Raw genomic sequence first — 21,807 nt, 5'->3', positions numbered from 1 at the left:
CTTTTGGGGCGCAGGCTCCAGGGCCTCGGCTACGCCGCCCCCACCGCCGTGTTCGTCGCCGTCTTCTTCCTGCTGCCGCTCCTCCTCGTCGGACAGATGTCGCTCAGCGACTGGCCGCTGCTCGCGGGCGACCAGGGCGGCAACGCCCCCGAGAACTACACCGACGTCACCGACAGCACCCTGTTCTGGCCCGCCGTCCGCTTCACGCTCCTCTACACCGCCATCGTCACGGTCGTCCTGCTCGGCCTGGCCCTGCTCCTCGCCCTGCTCGTGCAGGAGTCCCGCCCCGGCGCAGGTTTCTTCCGCACGGTCTACTTCCTGCCCGGCGCCCTCGGCCTCGCCTCCGCCTCCCTGCTCTTCTGGGGTCTGTACAGCCCCACCACCGGGCCGCTCAGCAGCATCCTGGAGCGGCTCGGCCTCGTCGACGACCCGGTCTCCTTCCTCGGCACGCCGACCTCCGCCCTGCTGTCGACGGTCTTCCTGATCGTCTGGAAGTTCGCCGGTTTCTACATGCTGATCCTGCTCGTCGGCCTCCAGCGCATCCCGCACGAGGTGTACGAGGCGGCCCGCATGGACGGCGCGAGCAGAAGCCAGATCTTCCGTTCCATCACGCTGCCGCTGCTGCGTCCCTCGCTCGCGCTGTCCCTGCTGCTCTGTGTCACCGGATCGCTGCTCGCCTTCGACCAGTTCTTCGTCCTCACCAAGGGCGGACCGGACAACAGCACCGTCACCGTCGTGCAGTTGATCTACCGCGAGGCGTTCCAGCGGATGAACCTCGGCACCGCGGCCGCTCTGTCGATCCTTGTGCTGGCCGCGCTGCTCCTGCTCAACGTCCTGCAGTTCCGCGGTCTGCGCCACGCCGACGAGTCATGACCCGCGCCACCCGCGCCACCCGCGCCTCTCGCGGAAAGGAGCCACCGGTGCTCACCCGAGCCCTCGGCCGGACGCCCTACTACGTCGTCGCCGCAGGACTGGCCGTCATCTTCCTCTTCCCCCTGCTGTGGAACGCCTGGGCGTCGGTTCGCGCACAGCCCGGCACCGCGCAGGAAACCGGTTACGGCCTGGGCAACTACCGGACGCTGCTCGACTACGACGCCGGGCTGTGGCGCTACCTCGGCAACAGCACCCTGGTCTCCGTGCTCACCGTCGCCCTCACCCTCGGCGTCTCCCTGCTCGGCGGCTACGCCTTCGCCCGCTTCGACTTCCCCGGCAAGAACCTGCTGTTCCTGCTGACCCTGGCCATCCTGATGGTCCCGTACGCCACCCTGCTCATCCCGCTCTACGTGCTGCTCGGAAGGCTGCATCTGCAGAACTCGCTGTTCGGGCTGAGCCTGGTGCTGACGATGTTCCAACTCCCGTTCGCCACCTTCATGATGCGGATCTCGTTCGAGGCGGTGCCGCGCGAACTGGAGGAGTCGGCACTCGTCGACGGCTGCGGCACGGCGGGCGCGCTGCGCAGGGTCCTCCTTCCGGCCGTGCGGCCAGGGCTGATCACGGTGGGTCTGTTCGCGTTCCTCGCGGCCTGGAACGACTTCATCGCGCCCCTGATCCTCATCTCTGACAGCCAGAAGGCGCCTCTGCCGCTGGCCGTCGCGAACCTGCGACAACAGAGCATGGGCGCCGTCGACTACGGCGCCACCGAAGCCGGGGTGGTGGTACTCGCCGTGCCCTGCCTCCTCCTCTTCCTGCTGCTGCAACGGCACTACGTGCGGGGCTTCATGTCGGGCGCCCTGAAGGGATGAAGCGTGAAGGAGAACACCGTGGGCTCACCCGTCTCACCCGTCTCACCCGTCTCACCCGTCGTGCCGGTCGTGCCGGTCGCACCCGGCCGAGGCCGGCTCCGGCCGCTCGGCCTCGACGAGGTCCGGATCACCGGAGGGTTCTGGGCCCGCCGTCGGCACACCAACGCCACCGCCACCCTCGACCACTGCCATGACTGGATGGAACGCGTCGGCTGGATCGGCAACTTCCGTGCCGCCGTCGAGGGACGCATCCGGCACGACCGCCGGGGACGGGAGTTCGCCGACTCCGATGTCTACAAACTGCTGGAGGCCATGGCCTGGTCGGGCGGACACGACACCGAGCTGGCCGCACTCGCCGAGACCATCGCCCCCGCCCAGGAACCGGACGGCTACCTCAACACCGCCTTCGGCCGCCCCGGCCAACAGCACCGCTACAGCGACCTCGAATGGGGCCACGAGCTGTACTGCTACGGCCACCTGATCCAGGCGGGCGTCGCCCAGTCCCGCGCCCGGGGCGAGGGCGAGCTGGCGAAGATCGCCCGACGCGCCGCCGACCAGGTGTGCGCCGCGTTCGGCCCGGACGGCATCGAGGGCGTCTGCGGACACCCCGAGATCGAGACGGCCCTGGTCGAACTGGCCAGGACGACAGGGGAGCAGCGCTATCTCGACCAGGCCGCGCTCTTCGTCGAGCGCCGCGGCCGGCACACGCTCGCCGACCCCGAGTTCGGCCGCGCCTACTACCAGGACGACCTGCCCGTCCGGGAGGCGACCGTGCTGCGCGGCCACGCCGTCCGCGCCCTCTACCTCGCCGCCGGCGCGGTCGACGTGGCGGTGGAGACCGGGGACGACGACCTGCTCGCGGCCGTCGCACGACAGTGGGAGGCGACGGTCGCCCGGCGCACCTACCTGACCGGCGGCATGGGCTCGCACCATCGGGACGAGGCCTTCGGCGACGACTTCGTCCTGCCGCCCGACCGCGCCTACTCGGAGACCTGCGCCGCCGTCGCCTCCGTGATGCTCAGCTGGCGGCTGCTGCTCGCCACCGGCGACCCGCGCTACGCCGACCTCGCCGAACGCACCCTGTTCAACGTGGTCGCGACCTCCCCGTCCGAGGACGGCCGGGCCTTCTTCTACGCCAACACCCTGCACCGGCGCCGCCGCGGCGCCGTGCCGCCCGCGGACGCCGAGAGCCCGCGCGCCGAGTCGAGCCTGCGCGCCCCCTGGTTCGCGGTGTCCTGCTGCCCGACCAACGTGGCCCGCACCCTCGCCCTCCTCCCCGCCTACCTGGCGACGGCCGACGACCACGGCATCCAGCTGCACCAGTACGCCGACGCGGAGATCGCCACCGGCGGCCTCGCACTGAGCGTGCGCACCGACTATCCCCACGGCGGGAGCGTCACCGTACGCGTCGAGCGCACCCCGGACCACCCGTGGACCCTGTCCCTGCGCGTCCCCGACTGGACACGGGGCAGCACCGCCCGGCTCACCGCCCCCGACGGATCGTGCCGCACCGCGCCCCCAGGCACGGCCGCCGTCACCCAGGTCTTCCGCCCCGGCGACGAGATCCGCCTCGACCTGCCGGTCCGGCCGCGCTGGACCGCGCCCGACCCGCGCGTCGACGCCGTGCGAGGCGCCCTTGCCGTCGAGCGCGGGCCCCTGGTGTACTGCGCCGAGTCCGTGGATCTCCCGGACGGCCACGACGTCGACGCGATCCGCACGGACCCGTCCACCGCACCGCAGGACGGGCCGGACGACACCGTCGTGGTCGACGGGGACGCAATCGCTTACGACGCACAGTCCGACGCACCCTGGCCGTACCGTCCGCTCGATGCCCCCGCCGGTCCCCCGGCCGCCGAGCGCGCGGGGATCGTCCTGGTCCCGTACCACTCCTGGGCCAACCGCGGGCCCTCCACGATGAGGGTGTGGCTGCCGACGCGCGGCGCTCGGCCGGGGAGCACCGACGACCGATGATCGGAGTCCGAAGATGTCCCAACCCCCCACCCGCCGCAAGGTGTTGAAACTGGCCGCGGGCGGCGCCGCCGTCGGCCCACTAGCGGCCGCCGCCCCCGCGGCGCGGGCGGCGACACCCGACGCGGCGACACCCGCTCCAGCGACGGCAGCCCCGTCCGCCTGGGCGGTGCAGCCCTTCGCCCTCGACCAGGTCGCCCTCGGCGACGGGGTGTTCCGCCGCAAGCGCGACCTGATGCTCACCTACGCCCGCGACTACCCGGCCGACCGCATCCTGGCCGTATTCCGTGCCAACGCCGGGCTCGACACCCGGGGCGCCCGGCCGCCCGGCGGCTGGGAGACCGCCGACGGCAATCTGCGCGGCCACTACGCCGGTCACTTCCTCACCCTCGTGGCCCAGGCCTACGCCGACACGCGCGAGGTCGCCCTCAAGACCAAGCTCGACCACCTCGTGGCCGAACTCGCTCTCTGCCAGCAGGCGTTCGCGGACCACGGCACGCCGAAGCCCACCCACCCCGGCTATCTGGCGGCCTACCCCGAGACCCAGTTCATCCTGTTGGAGAGCTACACGACCTACCCCACCATCTGGGCGCCCTACTACACCTGCCACAAGATCATGCGCGGTCTTCTGGACGCGCACTCCCTGGCCGGGAACGCGCAGGCCCTCGCCGTCGCGTCGAAGATGGGCGACTGGGTGCACAGCAGACTCGGCCGGCTGCCCAAGGCCCAGTTGGAGCGCATGTGGTCGATCTACATCGCCGGTGAGTACGGCGGGATGAACGAGGTGCTGGCCGACCTGTACGCCCTGACCGGACGGCCGGAGCACCTCGCCGCCGCCCGCTGTTTCGACAACACCGCGCTGCTGGACGCCTGCGTCGACGACCGGGACGTCCTGGAGGGCCGGCACGCCAACCAGCACATCCCCCAGTTCACCGGTTACCTGCGGTTGTTCGACCACACGGGGGACGAGGAGTACGCGGCCGCGGCCCGTAACTTCTGGGGCATGGTCGCGGGCCCCCGCACCTACAGCCTGGGCGGCACGGGCCAGGGCGAGATGTTCCGCGCACGAGGGGCCGTCGCGGCCACCCTGGGCGACGACAACGCCGAGACGTGCGCCACGTACAACCTGCTCAAGCTCAGTCGGCAGCTGTTCTTCCACGAGCCGGACGCCGCCTACATGGACCACTACGAACGGGGCCTGACCAACCACATCCTGGCCTCCCGCCGGGACGCCGCCGGCACGACCGGCCCGGAGGTCACCTACTTCGTCGGCATGGGCCCGGGAGCGGTGCGCGAGTACGACAACACCGGCACCTGCTGCGGCGGCACCGGCATGGAGAACCACACCAAGTACCAGGACTCGGTGTACTTCCGCTCCGCCGACGGCACCGCGCTGTACGTCAACCTCTACCTCGCCTCGACGCTGCGCTGGCCGGAGCGGGGCCTTGTCATCGAGCAGACGAGCGCCTACCCGACCGAAGGCGTCCGCACCCTGACCTTCCGTGAGGGCGGCGGCAGCCTCGATCTGAAGCTGCGGGTTCCGTCCTGGGCCACGGCGGGCTTCACGGTCACCGTCAACGGGGTCCGGCTGCAGGCGCGGGCCGTGCCCGGCAGCTACCTCACCCTGAGCCGGACCTGGCAGCGCGGCGACCGGGTCACCGTCTCCGCCCCCTACCGGCTGCGCGTCGAACGGGCCCTGGACGACCCGACCGTCCAGTCCCTGTTCCACGGGCCGATCCTGCTGGTCGCGCGGAGTCAGGCGACGAGCCTGCGGGCGTTCTCGTTCTACAAGGACTTCACACTGCGCGGCGACCTCGCCGACCCGATCCGCCCCGAGGGCCGCCCGCACCACTTCACCACGCACGGCCTGACCCTGGCCCCCTTCCACATCGCGGACGACACCCGCTACCACGCCTACTTCAAGCGCGCGGAGCCGGTCGTCGTCTTCGGCACGAGCGACTCGGGCGTGCCGAACCGCGCCCGCGGCGACGGCTTGACCTTCCTCGACGTCCTCTGGGGGCAGGCCCCGTTCGCGACCTCCGCCCGGTTCGTGGACGCGGTCCGCACCCTGGCCGACGTCTGGCTCTCCACGGCGCTGTTCACCCGGACCGAACGGGACCGCGTCGTCACGGCCGCCGTCAACGCCAACCTCAGAAACTGACGTCGCGGCGTTTTAAACGTGTGAGCTGCCTATCAGCGCAGGGCTTCACGGAACGTCCACATAGTTCCACGCAAACTTGAGAATTCAAGCGCTACGCTCAACGGCAGTTCGAGTGGCCGAGGCACCCCACGTGCCGTGCCGCTCGCTTCCCCCATGCACAGGAGACGCGCGTGCGCGACGGCGACGTAGTGGTGATCGGTGGCGGCTACGCGGGCGTCCGGCTGGCGAAACGGCTGGACGCGACCGCCCGGGTGACCCTGGTGGACCGCAAAGAGGTCTTCTTCCACCGTATCGCCTCCCTCCGCGCCGGCGTGCGCCCCGAGTGGTCGATGACCCCCTTCATCCCGTACGACCGACTCCTGCACGAGGGCCGGATGGTGGTCGGCAAGGCGACCCGCATCGACACCGTCGAACGGCAGGTCGTCCTCGCGACGGGCGAGCGGCTCCCCTACGACGTGGTCGTGATCGCCACCGGCGCGGACTACCCCGAACCGGCCCGCTTCACGGGCACCACCACCGAACAGACGGTCAAGTCGTTCGCCGGTCACCAGCGCAAGATCGCCGCCGCCGAACACGTCCTGGTCGTCGGCGGCGGCCCCTCCGGCGTCGAACTCAGCGCGGAGATACGCCTCGCCCGGCCGGACGCCCGGGTCACGCTCGCCCACTCGGGGCAGGCCCTGCTCCACTCCACGGGCAGCGAGCGGGCCGGGCGCAAGGCGCTGTCCTGGCTGGAGTCCCACGACGTGGAGGTCCGTCTCGACTCGTTCATGTCCCCCGGCAACGACTTCGGCACCTACCGCGACGCGTACGGCAACATCATCGACGCCGACGTCTCCTTCTGGGCGACCGGCACCACGCCCAACACGCTCTGGCTGCGCCTCGCCGGACACGGCGACTGGCTGAACGCCGCAGGCCACATCAAGGTCGACCGCAAGCTCAGGGTCGCCGGCCGCCCGGACGTGTTCGCGGTCGGCGACGTCAACGACGCCACCGAGCTCAAGATCACCCCGGCCGCACTCGCCCAGGCCGACCTCGCCGCCCACAACATCCGCACCCAGCTGCACCATTCCGGCAGGCACCGCAAGGAGCCCCGCCTCTACCGGCCGGCCCAGCGCACCCCGCTCATCGTGCCGTTCGGCCAGGCCGACGGACTGACCCTGCTGCCGGTGCCGGGCGGCGAGAGCGCGGTGCTCGGCGGCCGCACCTCCGTACTGGCCAAGGCGAAGACCCTCATGACCCCGTACATGCGGCGCCAACTCGGCTACACCGCAACCTGACACGGACCGTCGGGACCGCCGCGTATCGCCCTGCGACGTGGCCGAAACCTCATGCCGGGCGATGGCAAGCGCTCTCAACTCACCTGCGCCGAAAGAAAGTTCGCCTAGGTTGGTGCTCCTGATCATCAACGTACCTGTGCAGGAGGCTTTGCTGTGTCGGACTCCACCTCCCAGACCGATGCGACTGTGGGAACACCCGGCCGGATCGACACGTCGAAGCCGCACTCGGCCCGGTTCTGGAACTACTTCGTCGGGGGCAAGGACAACTACGAGGTCGACCGGGAGATAGGCGACCAGATCAAGGAGATCTTCCCCGGGCTGGTCGACGTCGCCGTCACCAGCCGGCACTTCCTGGGCCGCGCGGTGACCTACCTGGCGGGGGAGCAGGGCATCCGCCAGTTCCTCGACGTGGGCACCGGTCTGCCCACCGCCGACAACACCCACCAGGTGGCACAGCGCGTCGCCCCGGACGCCCGCATCGTGTACGTCGACAACGACCCCGTCGTGCTCGCCCACGCCAACGCCCTCCTGACGAGCACGAAGGAAGGCAAGACCGCCTATCTGGACGCGGACCTCTACGACCCGGAAGCGGTCCTGGAAGCCGCCGCGGGCACCCTCGACTTCTCCCGGCCGGTCGCCCTGATGATCCTCAACACGCTGGGCCACGTGGCCGACTACGAGCAGGCGCGCGATCTGGTGCGGCGACTCATGGCGGGCCTGCCGTCCGGAAGCCACCTGGTCATCAGCGACAGCACGGCCACCAGCGCGGGCATGATCGCCGCGTCCGAGGCGTACAACTCGAGCGGCGCCGTGCCCTACTACGTGCGCAGCATCGACGAGATCGGCGGCTTCTTCGAGGGGCTGGAGCTGGTGGAACCCGGGATCGTCCAGGTGACCAAGTGGCGTTCCGACCCTGCTGATTCAGCCAACTTCGCCACCGCCGTCGACGCCTACTGCGGCATGGGCCGCAAGCCGTAGCCTGCCCGCGACGGCTCGGTCCCGGGCGACGGTGAGCACGATCCAGCCCTGGATGCGGCCTCGGGCGGCGCGTTCGCGCGCCGCCCGGGCATCCGCGAGCGGGCACGCGCTGCCCATCGCCACGCGGACCGTGACCACCTGCTCGCCGTAGCGCACGCGGACCGGCGGCCGCCGGGGCCGCACCCGGGTCGGCCGGCTCAGCGGGCGGAGATGAGGGGGAGGGCGTCGAGGTACTGGGGCGGGTGGTCGAACGCCTCGGTGAGGGTGGTGAGCCGGGGCTGGAGGCTGTCGGTGAGGGCGTCGACGGTCGCGGTGAGCTGGTGGATGTGGTGGGGGGCGATGTGCCCGTCGGCGAGGAGGATGCCCGTGTGCGGGGTGAGCTGGGTGAGGAGGTGGAGGGTGGTGAGTTCGGTGAGGAGCTGACGGGTCGGCCGGTGGGCGGTGTGGTCGAGGGCGGCCAGGAGGGCGTCGGCCGCCAGGAGGGCGGTGTGGGTGTGGGCTCGCTGGAGGGCGGGCGCGGAGGCGGTGTTCCAGCGGGCCTGCGGGTCGTGGGCCGGGCCGTTGCGCAGGGCGTTGTGGGCCTGGGCGTGGAAGGCGTGCTCGGTATGGACGAGCAGGTTGCGCAGGAAGTACGGGTTGGTGAGGTGCGGCGGGCCGGGGTCGGCGGCGGGCGGCGTCGGCGGGTGGTGCAGGAGCTCGGCGGCGGCCTTGGTGGTGATGAGGAGGTTGTCGCCCTCGGCGGTGATGGTCCCCTCGATGTACTCGGGGAAGCCGGCCAGGTGGTTGGCGGGCAGGAGCCCCTGCGCGCCGCAGCGCTCGCGGGCCTCCAGCGCGATGGTGCGGGCCTGCCAGGTGATCCAGGCCTTGGCGAGGGCGATGAGCCGTTCGAGGCGGGTGCGGTCCTCGGCGCTGTGGCGGATCCACTCGGCGGTGAGCGAGCGGTGGAGAAACGTCATGGCATAGGCGTCGGCGACGGCCTGCAGGAGTCGGCCGTGGTGGGTGCGATGAGTGTTGATCGGGATGCGCTGACCGGGCCGGGTGCCGCTGACCTGGCGGTGGTCGCCGTAGCGGACGGCGATGGCGAGCGCGGCCCGCGAGGCGCCGACGGCCGCCGCGCTCATGCAGAGCTTCCCGGCGGTGACGCGCGCGATGGAGGCGAGGAAGCGTTTTCGGCGGTTGCCGAGGTTGCTGCTGAGGGCGTCGTCGGGCCCCAGGCGTCCGTGCTCGCCCTGGAGGAGGGCCTGGCGGGGCAGGGGCAGCTGGTCGAACGAGGTGAGGCAGTGGTCGACGGGGGCGTTCGGGCGCAGCGGGAGCGGAGTGACGGTGATGTGGGGCAGGGGACCGTCGCCGTCGGTCAGGGGCGTCAGGAAGAGGAAGATGCCGTGGTCACGGCCGTCGATGAGGAGACGGGCGGCGACGACCGCGGACTTGGGGCCGCCGAGGGTGCTGGTGTTGGGCATGAACTTGGCGGCGCCGGGGTGAGGGGTGTGCAGGACGAAGCCGCCGGTCGCGGGGTCGAGGCGGGCGGTGGTCTCCAGCGCGGGCGCGTCGTTGCCGTGGTCGAGCTCGGTGCACAGGAACGTGCCGATGCGTCGCAGGGCGGTGAACTCGGTCAGGTCTCTCACGGGGTCGTCGTCATGGTCGAGAAGGCTGCCGAGGAAGAGGTTGTAATGGATGCTGGCTACGGTGGTGAGGCCTCCGCCTCCCTCCACGATGGCCGCCCACTCGTGCAGCGCGGTGAGGAGGGCCACGTCGGTGGCGAGGGACTCGGGGTCCTCGAGGGTGTCGTTGACCAGGCGTAGCCAGGTGTAGGACTGCGCGGCGCGTTGCTCGGGGGTGAGGCCGGGCCGGTGGCGGAAGGTGTCCTCGGCGATGAGGCGGCGCCAGGGGGCGTGGACCCGCTCGCCCTCGCCGTCCTGGTCGAACAGCAGCCGGGTCAGCTCGCGGACGGTCTCGGTGGTGTGGTCGACGTGCTCGACACGGCCGACGTGGTGTGGCCCGGTGGGGCGCTCTCCGCTGTGGAATGCCAGAAGAGCCATGGACCCTCTCCCCGTTTGTCGCAGATCCGGAAACTGGATGTCTGGATGTGCAGTGAGCCAGAAGATACGGACCTACCGGTTTTGTTATCAAGACAGAAATCGGCAAACCGTAAGGCCGCGGATGGCGGGATTTCAGTGGTGTCTGCGCCGGAAGAGCAGGTTTGGCATGGCTGGTACTCCGTGTTCCGGTGACCTGGGGGCGGGCCGCGCGCCCCACGCGGTGGCAGGAGACTGACCTGTCGGTATATTTTCCGGAGCCGGAAATCGCGGGGGAGCTACCTCGGAGGTGGGGCGTGGCACTGCAGGAACGGGCCGTGCGAACGAGGCGGGCCGTCCTCGTCGCGGCCGCGGCGGTGTTCGCGGAGGTGGGGTACGAGGCGGCGACGATCGCGGGGATCCTCGCCCGAGCCGGGGTGACCAAGGGCGCGCTGTACTTCCACTTCGCCTCGAAGGAGGAGCTCGCGCAGGCGGTGCTCGCCAGTCAGCTGGAGGCCGTTCCGGCCGTGCCGACCCGGGAGTTGATGCTCCAGCAGGGGCTGGACGAGGCGTTCGTGCTGGCGCATCTGCTGTGGATGGGCGATCCGCTGGTGCAGGGGAGCGTTCGGTTGACGGTGGATCAGGGGGCGCCGAGCGACGGCTTGGACCGGCGGGTGCCGATGAACGGGTGGATCGCTCGCAACGCGGAGGTGCTGGGGCGGGCGAAGGAGCGCGGCGAGTTGCTGCCGCACATCGATGTGGCCGCCGCCGCGCGGATGTTCGTGGGGGCTTTCACGGGTGTGCAGGTGCTGTCGAAGGTCATGACGGGGCACGCGGACCTGCCGGAGCGGGTGGCGGACCTCCAGCGGCACCTGATGGCGGGGGTCGCGGTGCCGGGGGTGCTGTTGCAGCTGGACACGACGCCGGGCCGCGGCGCGCGGGTCTATGAGGAGGCCGTGCGGTCGAGCGGGGAGGCGAGGCAGCCCCAGTCGACCGGCTGAGCGCCGACCGGCTGAGCGGCTGATCCGCTGACGTGGGGCGGTGGTTGGGGGTGGTGTGACGGGGGGAGTGGTGTGGGGTGAACGGTTCGCCGGGCCGGTGCGAGTGCCGAAGCGTGCAAGACGACCCCAGGGAGTACGACGATGGATACGACTGCCTGCCCTTACGCCCTCGATGTGACGGGGCGTGATCTCGCGGGAGAGGCGGCGATGCTGCGGGCCAAGGGCCCCGCGGTCCGGGTGGAGTTGCCGGGGGGCGTGGTGGCCTGGGCGGTGGTGCGGCAGCGGTATGTGGAGCGGCTGCTCACCGACTCCCGGGTCTCGAAGGACGCTCGCCTGCATTGGCCCGAGTTCATCGAGGGAAGAATCACCGAGGAATGGCCGCTGTATCCGTGGGTCGTGAACGAGAACATGCTGTTCGCCTACGGTGCCTCGCACACCCGGCTGCGCCGGCTGGTGGCGGCTGCGTTCACCGCGCGTCGCTCGGAGGCGATGCGGCCACGCGTCGCGCAGATCGCGGGCGAACTCGTCGACGGGCTCGCGGCGGCGGCCCGGCCGGGCGTGCCGGTGGATCTGCGGTCCTCGTTCGCGGAGCTGCTGCCGATGCGGGTGATCTGCGAGCTGTTCGGGGTGCCGCAGGGCGAGGACACCGACGCCCTGTGCGCGGCGCTGCACACGGTGTTCGGCACGACGATCAGCGGGCAGGAGATCGAGGCGGCGCGACTGGAGGCCTTCGTCCGGCTGTCGGAGCTGGTCAAGGCCAAGCGGGCCGAACCCGGCGACGATCTGACGTCGTTGCTGATCGAGGCGCGCGACCAGGACGACCGGCTCAGCGAGGAGGAACTGCTGGGCACCCTCTTCCTGATGATCGCCGGAGGACAGGACACCACCGCCGCCCTGATCACCAACGCGGTGGGGGCGCTGCTGCTGTGGCCCGAGCAGTTGGAGCATGTCCGGGAGGGGCGGGCGTCCTGGCAGGACGTGGTGACCGAGACCATGCGGGTGCACACGCCCGGCGCGTACTCGCCGATGCGGTTCGCCGTCGAGGACATCGACCTGGACGGCGTGCTCATCCGCAAGGGCGAGGCCGTCCTCGTCTCCTTCGCGGCCGGCGGCCGGGACACCGAGCGCTACGGACCGGACGCCGACCGGTTCGACGTGCTGCGCAAGGACGGCGACGGCCTCGGTTTCGGCCATGGGCCCCACCGCTGCATGGGGGCTCCGCTCGCCGGGGTGGAGGCGGAGAGCGCGTTCACCGCGCTCTTCGAACGCTTCCCCCGGATGGAACTCGCCTGCCCGCCGAACGAACTCCAGCCGCTGCCGAGCTTTCTGATGAACAGTCACCGCTCGCTGCCCGTCCTGCTCGCGCCCGCGGACGACTGACCGGGAGGCGTGCCGCCGAGGGTGCCGCCGGACCGACCTGGTCCGGCGGCGTCGTGCCGAAGGCGCGTTCATCGAAGTCGCGTTCATCGAGGGCGCGTTCGGCAAGGGCGTCCGGCTTCGCTAAAGATACCGAACGTGCGGTTTACTTCGCGCGATACCGGTGGGATGCTCTCCACGTTTCGGCGTGCGCGGGCGGCGCGGTCTTCCGTCGCCCGTGCGGGCCGAGGGAGGAAGTCGTGATGGTCAGGCAGGCACGGGCGGTGCGCACACGTCGGTCCCTCGTCCAGGCGGCGGCCGAGGTGTTCGCCGCGGAGGGCTATGTCGGGGCTTCCCTGCCCGCCATCAGCCGACGGGCCGGGGTGAGCACCGGGGCACTGCACTTCCACTTCGCCAGCAAGAGCGACCTCGCGGGGGAGGTGGAGCGGGTGGCGGCGGACTCCGCGGAGAAGCTGGCGGAGCGATGCCGCAGTGGGGCCGACACACTGCTCCAGTCCCTCCTGCACACCTCCTGCGGTCTGCTCCTGGCCATGGTCGGCGATCCCCTGATCAGGGCGGGGTTCCGGCTGAGCGGCGATCCCTCCCGCAAGGGCGGGGCCCAGATCCTGCACTGGTGGCGGGTGTGGGTGCACGATCTCCTGGTGCAGGCGCAGGACGTGGGAGAGCTCGCGCAGGACGTGTCGGCCGACGCCGCGACGACCGCGATCGTGGCCGCGACGGCCGGGTTCGACGTGCTGGGCGCGCAGGACCGTGACTGGCTGTCGGTGGAGCGCGTGACCCAGTTGTGGACCTTCGTCCTGCCACGGCCGGCGGCCTCGCCGGACCCGGCCCCGACTCCGTCGGAGATCGGCGCGGCCGCGGAGGAACAGGCCGAGTAGCCGCGTCCTTGTCCGGTTCGGCGTGTCTGCGCAGGGCCGTCGGCCGAGGGCGATGCCGGCCGACCGCGACGGCCGACCGGCTCCGCTTCGCGGAGATGCCCGACGGGACGGCGAGGCCGAGCGCGTCACCGGCACGAAGCCCATGCCCGGACCGAGCGCCGCGCCGACGCCCTGGAGGCCGCTGATCCGTGGGAACTGTCGTCAGGAACGTCGCCGAGGGAGCTGTTCCGTGAGGAGCCGGGTGAACTGGGGTGAGGGCTCGACGCTCAGCTCCTCGTTCAGCAGACGGCAAAAGGCGTGATAGTGGCGCAGCGCCTCGCTGAGGTTGCCCTCCGCGAGATGCGCGGACACGACGGCCCGGTGGGCGCTCTCCCGTAGGGGTTCCGCGCGGACGCTCGCCCACGCCGCCTCCATCGCGAGCGCCGGCCGTCCCTGCCGGATCAGCGCCTCGGCCAGCGCGTCCAGCGCGTGCAGCCGCAGCTGGCGCAGGCGTTCCCGCTCCAGCAGGACCCAGTCCTCGTCCCAGCCCGGCAGCAGGTCCTCGCCGTGCAGCAGCTCCAGCGGCGGCGGCGCGTGCGCCACGATGCCGCGGCCCTGCACCACGCCGAGCGCTGTCCGCGTGAGGGTGTGGACGTCCACGCACAAGGCCGGCGCGACCCGCAGCGAGTCTCCGCAGCAACCGATCAGCGGCGGCTCCGTGCGCGGCAGCTTCCACAAGGCGGTGCGCAGGCTGCCCCTGGCGTGCTCCTCGGTGACCTCGGGCCACAGGGTGCCGGCCAGGACCGTGCGGCACGCGCGCTGCCGCAGGCCCATGAACGCCAGGAGCCGTTGGCCGTTGCGGCACAGTTCGACGGTCTCGGCACCGAGTTCCAACCGGAACGGGCCGAGCAACCGCAACCGTGGGGGAGGAGACACCAACTTGACCGCCTCGCTCTGGCCCGGCGCTACGCCGGGGCGTGCCGCCTGCGGCGTGCCACGTGCGTCGAGGAGGCCTCCGCCTTCAGTTTCGGGCCGCCGGCCACGCTCCGCAACTCCGTCGGGCGGGCCTGACCTGGCCGGTGACGACAGGATGACGCCGTGCTGACGGCGGCTCCGTAGCCTGGGCCGCGGCGCTGAAGCGCCCTTCCCCACTGTGCGCACTTCCCCACTTGGAGGTCGCGATGTCCTGGAGAGTCGCGAACAGCCTGGAAACCCTCAAGGCGCAGCTCGACACGCGTTTCCCGGGCCGCAGCATCGCGGCCGACGGCAGCATCGGCGACGCCGCCCACCAGACGCGGGGCAACGACAGCGACCACAACCCGTGGTTCGGACCCGGCATCGTCACCGCGCGGGACTTCACCCACGACCCGGCGCACGGCCTCGACATCCAGTTGGTCGCCGACCAACTGCTCGGCAGCCGCGATCCCCGGATCAAGTACGTCATCGCCAACCGCCGGATCGCCGACAACCGCAGCTGGCAGTGGGGGTCCTACGGCGGCCCCAACCCGCACGAGGCGCACTTCCACCTGTCCGTGGTGGCCGACTCGCGCTGCGACGAGTCCCAGAGCTGGAGCCTGCCCATCCTGGGCGAGGCTCCGGACGGCGGTGGCGGCGGAGGAGGCGGGGACGGCGAATTCGCCACCTGGGGCGCCGGCGTCAACGTACGGGCGGAGCCCCGTCTGGGCGCGGCGGTCGTGGCGGTGCTGACGGGGCCGACCCGGGTGACGGTGACCTGCCAGGCCCGGGGCGACCGGGTCGACACGGCGGGTCACAGCAACGACGCGTGGGCGTTCGTGCCCGCGCTCGGCGGATATGTCTCCAACATCTTCATCGACCACCCGGACGCCTGGCTGCCGGGCGTCGGTGAGTGCTGACCCCGGGCGGACGCCATGACCCAATCCCAGCAGCTGCCCGTCGTCTACGTCCGCGGCTACGCCGGCGGCCAGTCGGGCATCGACGGCGCGGTCGCGGACCCGTTCTACGGGTTCAACGCGGGCTCCACGCACATCCGTATCGGCCAGGAGAACAAACCGGGCTTCTACCAGTTCGAAGGCCCGCTGCTGCGCCTCCACAAGGACCTGCAGTACCAGATCCTGGTCGAGGGCAGTCAGCAGGTCTACCTGGACACCCAGGCCACGGTTCCGCGCAACACCGTCTGGATACACCGCTTCTACGATCCTTCGGCGAGCACCTGGGGGGCCAAGCCCGAGGAGTTCCGGATGGAGGACGCCGCCCGGGATCTGCTGGAGCTGATCGACAAGGTGACCGCGAAGTCCGGGGCCCCGCGCGTCCATCTCGTCGCCCACTCCATGGGCGGCCTGATCTGCCGCTGTCTGATCCAGAAGATCCTTCCGGACGCCGGGCGCGAGCCCACCGACTGCGTGGCCGACCTCTTCACCTACGGCACCCCGCACGGCGGCATCACCTTCGACCTCGGGTTCGGCGTGCTGGAGCGGCTGCGGGACGCGATCGGCATCAACGGCGCCGAGATCTTCGGCCGTGAGCGGATGTACCAGTACCTGACGCCCGGCGCGGGCAAGGACGACGAGCCGCCGAAGGGCTGGGATCCCCGGGTGATGCCGGCCGGCGACGGGCAGCCGTTCGCCTTCCCCCTCAGCCGGGTCTTCTGTCTGGTCGGCACGAATCCGCAGGACTACGACGTGGCGCACGGTCTGTCGTCCGCCGCGGTCGGCGCCCGCAGCGACGGGCTGGTGCAGATCGACAACGCGTATGTCCCCGGCGCCCAGCGCGCCTATGTGCACCGCAGCCACAGCGGACGCTACGGACTCGTCAACTCCGAGGAGGGCTACCAGAATCTTCGGCGGTTCCTGTTCGGCGACCTCAAGGTGCACGCCGCGCTGGTCGACCACCGGTTGCAGGAGACCGCGGACACCACCTGGCAGGCGGAGGTCACCCTGTCGATACGCGGTCTGCAGATCGTGATGCACGAGCGGACGAGCGCCCAGTGGTGTCCGGTCCAACTGCCGTTCGCCGCACCGGATCCCGGGGGAGTCGCGTTGGCGACCACCTTCCTGGACACGGACCTGGTCAGCCCCAACGGCTCCGACGCGATGCGCTACGCGCTGCATCTGCGGATCCTGTCGCTGCGGGAGCACGACGACGGTCTCTTCGACTTCGGCGACCACGTCGAGCAGACGGCCGACTTCGACGACATCCTCGTCGTCGACGTGGGCGCCGATGCCGGCGGCCTGCAGGTCTGGGCCACCTGGAAATCCGTCATCGGCGGTTCCCTCAGGGACTACGTGCCGACGAACGCGGCCCTGACGGACCAGGACCCCGACCGCGGCGAGTGGGTCGCCGACGTCAGCCTGCCCGACACCACCGCAAGGATCCTCGGCGAGGACGCGCGCATCCGGCTCACGGTGACGGCCTGGAACTGACGAGAGGACAACGGTCATGCCCCAGCACAACCCCCACCCGGTTCCGGACGAGCCCGCAGTGCTGGTGCCCGTCGAGGTCAGGGGCTGGCAGGACGGCTATGACGCGGGCATCAGCGCACCGCCGGACGTGCCCGCCACGCCGCGGGTCCGCGACACCCGCTACATGCTGGGGTGGACGCAGGGCGCGGAGGCGGGCAACGCCGACGGACGGGTCGAGGGCTGGCGCTGGGCCTACTTCGACGGCCGCGTCCGGCCCGCCTCCGCGTCCGCCGGCGCCGGAATCGTCTACGGGCCGCAGGACAGCGGTGAGCCGGAGCCGGTGGACCCGGGCGCCTTCTCCTTCACCCAGAGCTGGCCCTGCGTGGGCGAGGCCGCGCTGCTCGTGATGCTGGCGCAGTTCGCCCCGGGGGAGAGCGGCGGAGAGGGACTCACCGGCAGACGGCTCGCGCGGGCCTGCGCCGACAAGGGCGTCCAGCGGCTGTACCTGGCGGTGAACCTGTCCTTTGCCGGCATACCGGCGGAGCGGACGGCAGACGCGCTGAACGACGCGGGCTACTGGCACGGCACGGTGTGCGAGTCGCTGGACGACGCCGCTCCCGAGGCGATCGCGCAGGTCACCGTCCGCGAACCCCGCTTCGCGGGAATCGTGCGGTACGCGCCCGCGGCCGAGCACGACTTCTTCGATCTCCTTCCGGTGGGCGGGCTGCTGCCCCCGGAACTCGCGGGCTGACGCCGGATCGCCGCCCCCGGTCACCCGCAGGTCGGTTCGGTCGTGGCCGACGGGAAGAAGCGCTGCCACTCGGACTCGGTGAGCGGGTCCCCCCGCGACTCGCACAGATGGCGGGCGATGGCGTCCGTGTCGGTCTTCCACAGCCGTACGGTGTGGTCCTCGCCGCCGGCGGCCAGACTCTCGCCGTCCGGGCTGAAGGCGACCGCGTAGACATGGCCGGAAGCGGCCGTCAGCACCGCGCGCACCTCGGGTCTCCGGGGAGCGGTGACGTCGAAGAGCCACACGGTGGAGTCGGTGCTGCCGGCGGCGAGTGCGCTGCCGTCCGGACTGAACGCCAGCGAGTACACGTAACTGGCGAAGCCCGTCAGCTCGGGGCCGACCCGTACCGGACGGCGGATGTCGCTCGTGTCCCACATCCGCACCGTGCGGTCCGCGCTGCCGGCGGCCAGCAGCCGTCCGTCGGGGCTGAACGCCACCGACCACACATATCCGGTCGGCCCGCCCAGGGTCACCAGCGGCCGCGTGTCCTTCCCGGTGGTGGCCCACACGCGGACGACCCGGTCGATGCTGCCGGCGGCGACGTGCCGTCCGTCCGGCGCGAAGGACACCGACAGCACCGCGTCGGTGGCTCCCGTGAGCGTGCGCAGGGCCTTCACCCGGTCCGGCCGGCTCGTGTCGAACAGCCGTACGGTGGCGTCGTCGGCGCCCGAGGCCAGCACGGTCCCGGACCGGTTGAAGGCCAGCGACTCCACGGTGCCGCTGTCCGCCACCCGGAACGGCGGACCGAGCGGGGTCAGATCACCGGTGAGGGTGTAGGAGAAGAGGCGCACCATCGCGTCGCTGTAGCCCACCGCCAGGGTCCGCCCCCGGGGCGAGAAGGCCAGCGACTGGACGAAGGCGCCGGCCCCGGGACTCCACGCCTTGCCGACCGGCTGATGCCGGGCGAGGTCCCAGAGCTGGAGCTCCAGGGTGCCGATGGCCATCAGTCTGCTGTCGGGGCTGTAGGCGAGGGCGTTGACGCCCTGCGCCGAGGTCAGCACGGGGGAGGGCAGCGACCACAGGCGAAGGACGCCGTCGGCGCAGCCGGTCACCAGCGTCTGCCGGTCGAACCAGACCATGGACGTGACCGCCCCCGGATGCGGCAGCGTCGTGGTCACGTAGTCGGTGTCACGGTCCCACAGCCGGACGGCGTCGTCGCTGCCCCCGATGGCGAGCGCGCCGCCGTCGGGACTGAAGGCCACGGAGTTGAGCCAGCTGGTGGCCTTGCCCCCGGGGGTGCCGGCGGCCCGGGGTCGGACGGGGTCGGAGATGTCCCAGAGCCGGGTCGTGCGGTCCTGGCTGCACACCGCCAGCGAACGGCCGTCGGGACTGAACGCCACCCCCAGCGCGGGCCCCTCGAACCCGCCGAGCGTCGCGATCGGCGTCTCGCGGCCCGTGCCCGCGGTGCGCCACAGCCGGGTCTTCCCGTCGTGCCCCGCCGCCGCGATCAGCGCACCGTCCGGGCTGAAGGCCACCGACTGCTGGTAGTCGTCACCGCCGCGGAACACCGTCGGCGGCGCGGCGGTGCCCGCCGTCCGCCCGTCCGCCCACAGCCGTACCGTGTGATCCGCGCCCGCCACGGCCAGCCCCCGCCCGTCCGGGGCGAACGCCAGCGCGTAGACGGTGGCGTCCGGGCTGCCGGGCAGATCGGGCAGCGGGCTCGGCCGCTCCGGGTCGGAGATGTCCCAGCGGTGCAGCAGCCCCATGCCGCCGCCGGCCACGAGGGTGCGCCCGTCGGGGCTCAACACGACCGCGAAGACCGCGAGTCGGGAGGAGACGCGCAGCCGGGCCAGCCGCCGCGGCCGGGTGCGGTCCGTGGTGCTCCACAGCCCGACCGTCCCGTCGGACGACCCCGCCGCCAGCAGCCGTCGCCCGCTGTCGAGCGCCACGGACTGCACCAACCCGGTGAACCCGTTCAACCGGGTGGCCGAGGGCGCCGCCGAGGAGTCCATGAGCCGTGCGCGCGCCTCCTGCGTCCGCGCCCTCTGGTAGGCGGCCAGCGCCAGTTGAGCGCTGACGGAGGGATCGTGCCCGCCGATCCGGCCCGCCTCCGCGGCCAGTTGACGCGACACGGCCTCGGTCCGGGCCCGGTCCGCCCGGTCCCGCTGACGCTGTGCGTACACCGACAGAGCGCAGGCGACGATCACCAGGGTCAGCGCCACGCCGAGCAGTTGGCGCAGTCTGCGGGTGCGGTTGCGGGCGGCCCGCCGCTCCTGCTCCTCGTGCAGCGACGACGCGTCGAGGAAGGCGCGTTCGTCGGTGTTGACGGCGTCGCGATGTGCGGCGTCGGACGCCCACTCGCCGGTCAGCGCCAGCGATGTGCCGCGCAGCAGCAGACCGGCGTCCCGCCCGGACTCCTTCCAGTTGCGCGCCGCCTCGGTCAGCCGCTGATGGACGCGCAGTCCGTCGCGGTCGGCGCCGATCCAGTCCCGCAGCCGGGGCCACGCGGTGAGCAGCGACTCGTGGGAGATCTCCACGGTGTCGCTGTCGGCGGTGATCAGCCGCTGCTCGACGTAGGCGGCCAGGACGGCCGTCGGCTCCGCCGACTGCGCTCCCTCGGCCCGGTCGAGCAACTCGCCCAGCTGCGCGCGCCGCCGGGAGACCAGTGTGTCGTCGGTGACGTGCACCAGACGCAGGAAGATCAGCCGGGCGATGTCCTGCTGCACGTCGGAGAGTTCGGCGAACACGGCTTCGGCGGTGTGCGCCACGGCGTCGCGGATGCCCCCGCTGTCCCGGTAGGCGGCGACCGTGAGCCGGCTGCGGGAGGCCCGCTGCCAGGTGGCGTGCAGGGCGTGGGACAGAAAGGGCAGGGCGCCGGGGTCATGGGCGGCGGAACCCGGGTCGGCGTCGCCGCCGGACGAGGCGCGCGGCGCGAGGTCCCGTAACAGCAGCTCCACCAGGCCGCTCTCGATCTCCAGGCCGGCCTTGCGGGCCGGTCCCGTGATCGCCCGGTTCATCTCGTCGGGGGTCATCGGGCCGACGACCAACTGCCGGTTCTGCAGGGCGTCGGCGAGCAGCGGGAACCGCAGGGCCTGCGCGTAGAAGTCGGCCCGCAGCCCGATGACGACGAGCCCGGGCCGCAGACTCCCCAGCAACTCGGTGAAGCGCGAACGCGCCTCCGGGCGGCCGCACATGGTGAACAGCCCCTCGAACTGGTCGACGACCACCAGCGGCTGCGCTGTCAGGGGAGGGACGCCGGTGTCGAACTCCCGCAGCCGCGCCGCCAGTTCCTCCGCCGGGTCGCGGCCCGGAACCATCAGGACGACCCCGTCCGACGTGCCCGGCCCGCCCGCGGGGCCGGTCAGCGCCCCGCCGCGGACCGCCGGAATCAGCCCGGCCCGCAACAGGGACGACTTGCCCGAGCCCGAGGGGCCCACCACGGCGAGCAGCCCACCGCCGGACCCGGCGAGCAGGCGCAGCCGCCCGGTCAGCGTGGCCGTGAGCTCCTCCCGGCCGAAGAACCAGTCGGCGTCCTCCTCCTCGAAGACCTGGAGCCCGCGGTAGGGGGCGGGTGCGCCGGCCGGGGGCCGCCCCGGCGCCATCCGCACCCGGACCAGGGCCTCGTGCCAGTGGTCCAGCGACTCCTGGGCCTCGATGCCGCACACGGCCAGGATGGCGGTGAGCAGGTGGGGCGCCCGCACCGGCGGCAGATGGCGTCCGGAGAAGTAGTCGCCGGCCGTGCTCGGCGCGACCCGCACCGCCCGGGCGACCTGACGCACGGTGAGTCCGGCTCGCAGGCGAGCTTGCGTCAACTGGTGGGCGAAGTCCGAGACCGAGGTGATCGCCCTCGGATCGGCGTCCTCACGGCATCGATGGTGTCCGCTCTGTCTCTCGGACATTCGTCCTCCCCCGAAGCTGTGTGAGCCGGTGGCACGGCCTGTGGGACGTGTCCGGCTTTGTCCGACCACTGTCGGGGCTCGTCCGGGCCCGGGGCAACAGGTTGTCCCCGGGCCGCGGGGAGTGGCTTCCTCGGACGGGGGCCGCCGCGCCGCCCGGCACCGAGGGGAGCTTGCGCCGGGCGGCCACGCGGCCCCGGTCCCCAGGAACACGGACAGGGACCCGGACCCGGACAGGGAAACAGCCGTCAGGCACAGGAAGGGAGGCGACCCCATGAGCACCGACCACGTACCCGGCAGCGCAGATCCGGAAGAACCGGACGACGTCTTCTAGATGATCAATTCCAAGGGGTGCCTGCGGAGACGCAAACGAGGGCATCCATGATCGTTTTGTGACGAACAACCTGGACACCCTCGCGACAGCA

General features: G+C 71.8%; 15 protein-coding genes. 12 read left to right on the top strand and 3 right to left on the bottom strand.

The window, feature by feature from the left end; translation table 11 throughout:
• The first annotated feature begins 3 nt into the window (after window positions 1-3).
• The 6 genes from AB0J04_RS14885 (at window position 4) to AB0J04_RS14860 (ending at window position 8,126) form a co-directional block, all read left to right on the top strand.
• Window positions 4-873, top strand: coding sequence for a sugar ABC transporter permease (locus AB0J04_RS14885; RefSeq protein WP_363168805.1), 870 nt, complete (start codon window positions 4-6; stop codon window positions 871-873).
• 47 nt (window positions 874-920) lie between these two features.
• Complete coding sequence (locus AB0J04_RS14880) at window positions 921-1,742, top strand: carbohydrate ABC transporter permease (protein WP_363168804.1); 822 nt, start codon at window positions 921-923, stop codon at window positions 1,740-1,742.
• 69 nt (window positions 1,743-1,811) lie between these two features.
• Window positions 1,812-3,713: a beta-L-arabinofuranosidase domain-containing protein gene (locus AB0J04_RS14875; RefSeq protein ID WP_363168825.1), complete on the top strand. Its 1,902-nt coding sequence runs from the start codon at window positions 1,812-1,814 to the stop codon at window positions 3,711-3,713.
• A gap of 13 nt (window positions 3,714-3,726) precedes the next feature.
• Window positions 3,727-5,871, top strand: coding sequence for a beta-L-arabinofuranosidase domain-containing protein (locus AB0J04_RS14870; protein ID WP_363168802.1), 2,145 nt, complete (start codon window positions 3,727-3,729; stop codon window positions 5,869-5,871).
• Between the two features lie 170 nt (window positions 5,872-6,041).
• Window positions 6,042-7,148, top strand: coding sequence for an FAD-dependent oxidoreductase (locus AB0J04_RS14865; protein WP_363168800.1), 1,107 nt, complete (start codon window positions 6,042-6,044; stop codon window positions 7,146-7,148).
• A 153-nt stretch (window positions 7,149-7,301) separates the two neighbouring features.
• Complete coding sequence (locus AB0J04_RS14860) at window positions 7,302-8,126, top strand: SAM-dependent methyltransferase (RefSeq protein WP_363168799.1); 825 nt, start codon at window positions 7,302-7,304, stop codon at window positions 8,124-8,126.
• Between the two features lie 197 nt (window positions 8,127-8,323).
• Here the strand turns inward: AB0J04_RS14860 and AB0J04_RS14855 are convergent, their stop codons facing one another.
• A complete protein-coding gene (locus AB0J04_RS14855; protein WP_363168797.1) occupies window positions 8,324-10,165 on the bottom strand; it encodes an acyl-CoA dehydrogenase in 1,842 nt (613 codons plus the stop codon).
• Window positions 10,166-10,458: 293 nt separating this feature from the next.
• Here AB0J04_RS14855 and AB0J04_RS14850 point away from each other — a divergent pair, with 293 nt between their 5' ends.
• From AB0J04_RS14850 to AB0J04_RS14840, 3 genes are all read left to right on the top strand, one after another.
• Window positions 10,459-11,142 (top strand): ScbR family autoregulator-binding transcription factor, encoded by a 684-nt coding sequence (locus tag AB0J04_RS14850; protein ID WP_363168796.1) that lies wholly within the window; start codon window positions 10,459-10,461, stop codon window positions 11,140-11,142.
• A gap of 141 nt (window positions 11,143-11,283) precedes the next feature.
• Window positions 11,284-12,522: a cytochrome P450 gene (locus tag AB0J04_RS14845; RefSeq protein ID WP_363168795.1), complete on the top strand. Its 1,239-nt coding sequence runs from the start codon at window positions 11,284-11,286 to the stop codon at window positions 12,520-12,522.
• Between the two features lie 239 nt (window positions 12,523-12,761).
• The gene (locus tag AB0J04_RS14840; protein WP_363168824.1) at window positions 12,762-13,397 is read left to right on the top strand and encodes a ScbR family autoregulator-binding transcription factor; all 636 of its coding nucleotides are present in this window, start codon (window positions 12,762-12,764) and stop codon (window positions 13,395-13,397) included.
• A 201-nt stretch (window positions 13,398-13,598) separates the two neighbouring features.
• Here AB0J04_RS14840 and AB0J04_RS14835 read toward each other — a convergent pair whose 3' ends face one another.
• The gene (locus AB0J04_RS14835) at window positions 13,599-14,312 is read right to left on the bottom strand and encodes a BTAD domain-containing putative transcriptional regulator (RefSeq protein WP_363168793.1); all 714 of its coding nucleotides are present in this window, start codon (window positions 14,310-14,312) and stop codon (window positions 13,599-13,601) included.
• 245 nt (window positions 14,313-14,557) lie between these two features.
• Between AB0J04_RS14835 and AB0J04_RS14830 the strand changes: the two genes are divergently transcribed.
• Genes AB0J04_RS14830 through AB0J04_RS14820 form a run of 3 tightly spaced genes read left to right on the top strand, consistent with a single transcriptional unit; the run spans window position 14,558 to window position 17,507 of the window.
• Window positions 14,558-15,250, top strand: coding sequence for a hypothetical protein (locus AB0J04_RS14830; RefSeq protein ID WP_363168792.1), 693 nt, complete (start codon window positions 14,558-14,560; stop codon window positions 15,248-15,250).
• A 15-nt stretch (window positions 15,251-15,265) separates the two neighbouring features.
• Window positions 15,266-16,777 (top strand): alpha/beta fold hydrolase, encoded by a 1,512-nt coding sequence (locus AB0J04_RS14825; protein WP_363168791.1) that lies wholly within the window; start codon window positions 15,266-15,268, stop codon window positions 16,775-16,777.
• 16 nt (window positions 16,778-16,793) lie between these two features.
• Entirely contained in the window at window positions 16,794-17,507 is a 714-nt protein-coding gene (locus tag AB0J04_RS14820; RefSeq protein ID WP_363168789.1) for a hypothetical protein, read from the top strand.
• A 20-nt stretch (window positions 17,508-17,527) separates the two neighbouring features.
• Here AB0J04_RS14820 and AB0J04_RS14815 read toward each other — a convergent pair whose 3' ends face one another.
• The gene (locus tag AB0J04_RS14815) at window positions 17,528-21,385 is read right to left on the bottom strand and encodes a helix-turn-helix domain-containing protein (RefSeq protein WP_363168787.1); all 3,858 of its coding nucleotides are present in this window, start codon (window positions 21,383-21,385) and stop codon (window positions 17,528-17,530) included.
• Between the last annotated feature and the right edge of the window lie 422 nt (window positions 21,386-21,807).

It is taken from the genome of Streptomyces sp. NPDC050263 (assembly GCF_040655955.1).
GTDB lineage: Bacteria > Actinomycetota > Actinomycetes > Streptomycetales > Streptomycetaceae > Streptomyces.
This window is presented reverse-complemented; position numbering and strand designations above follow the sequence as displayed.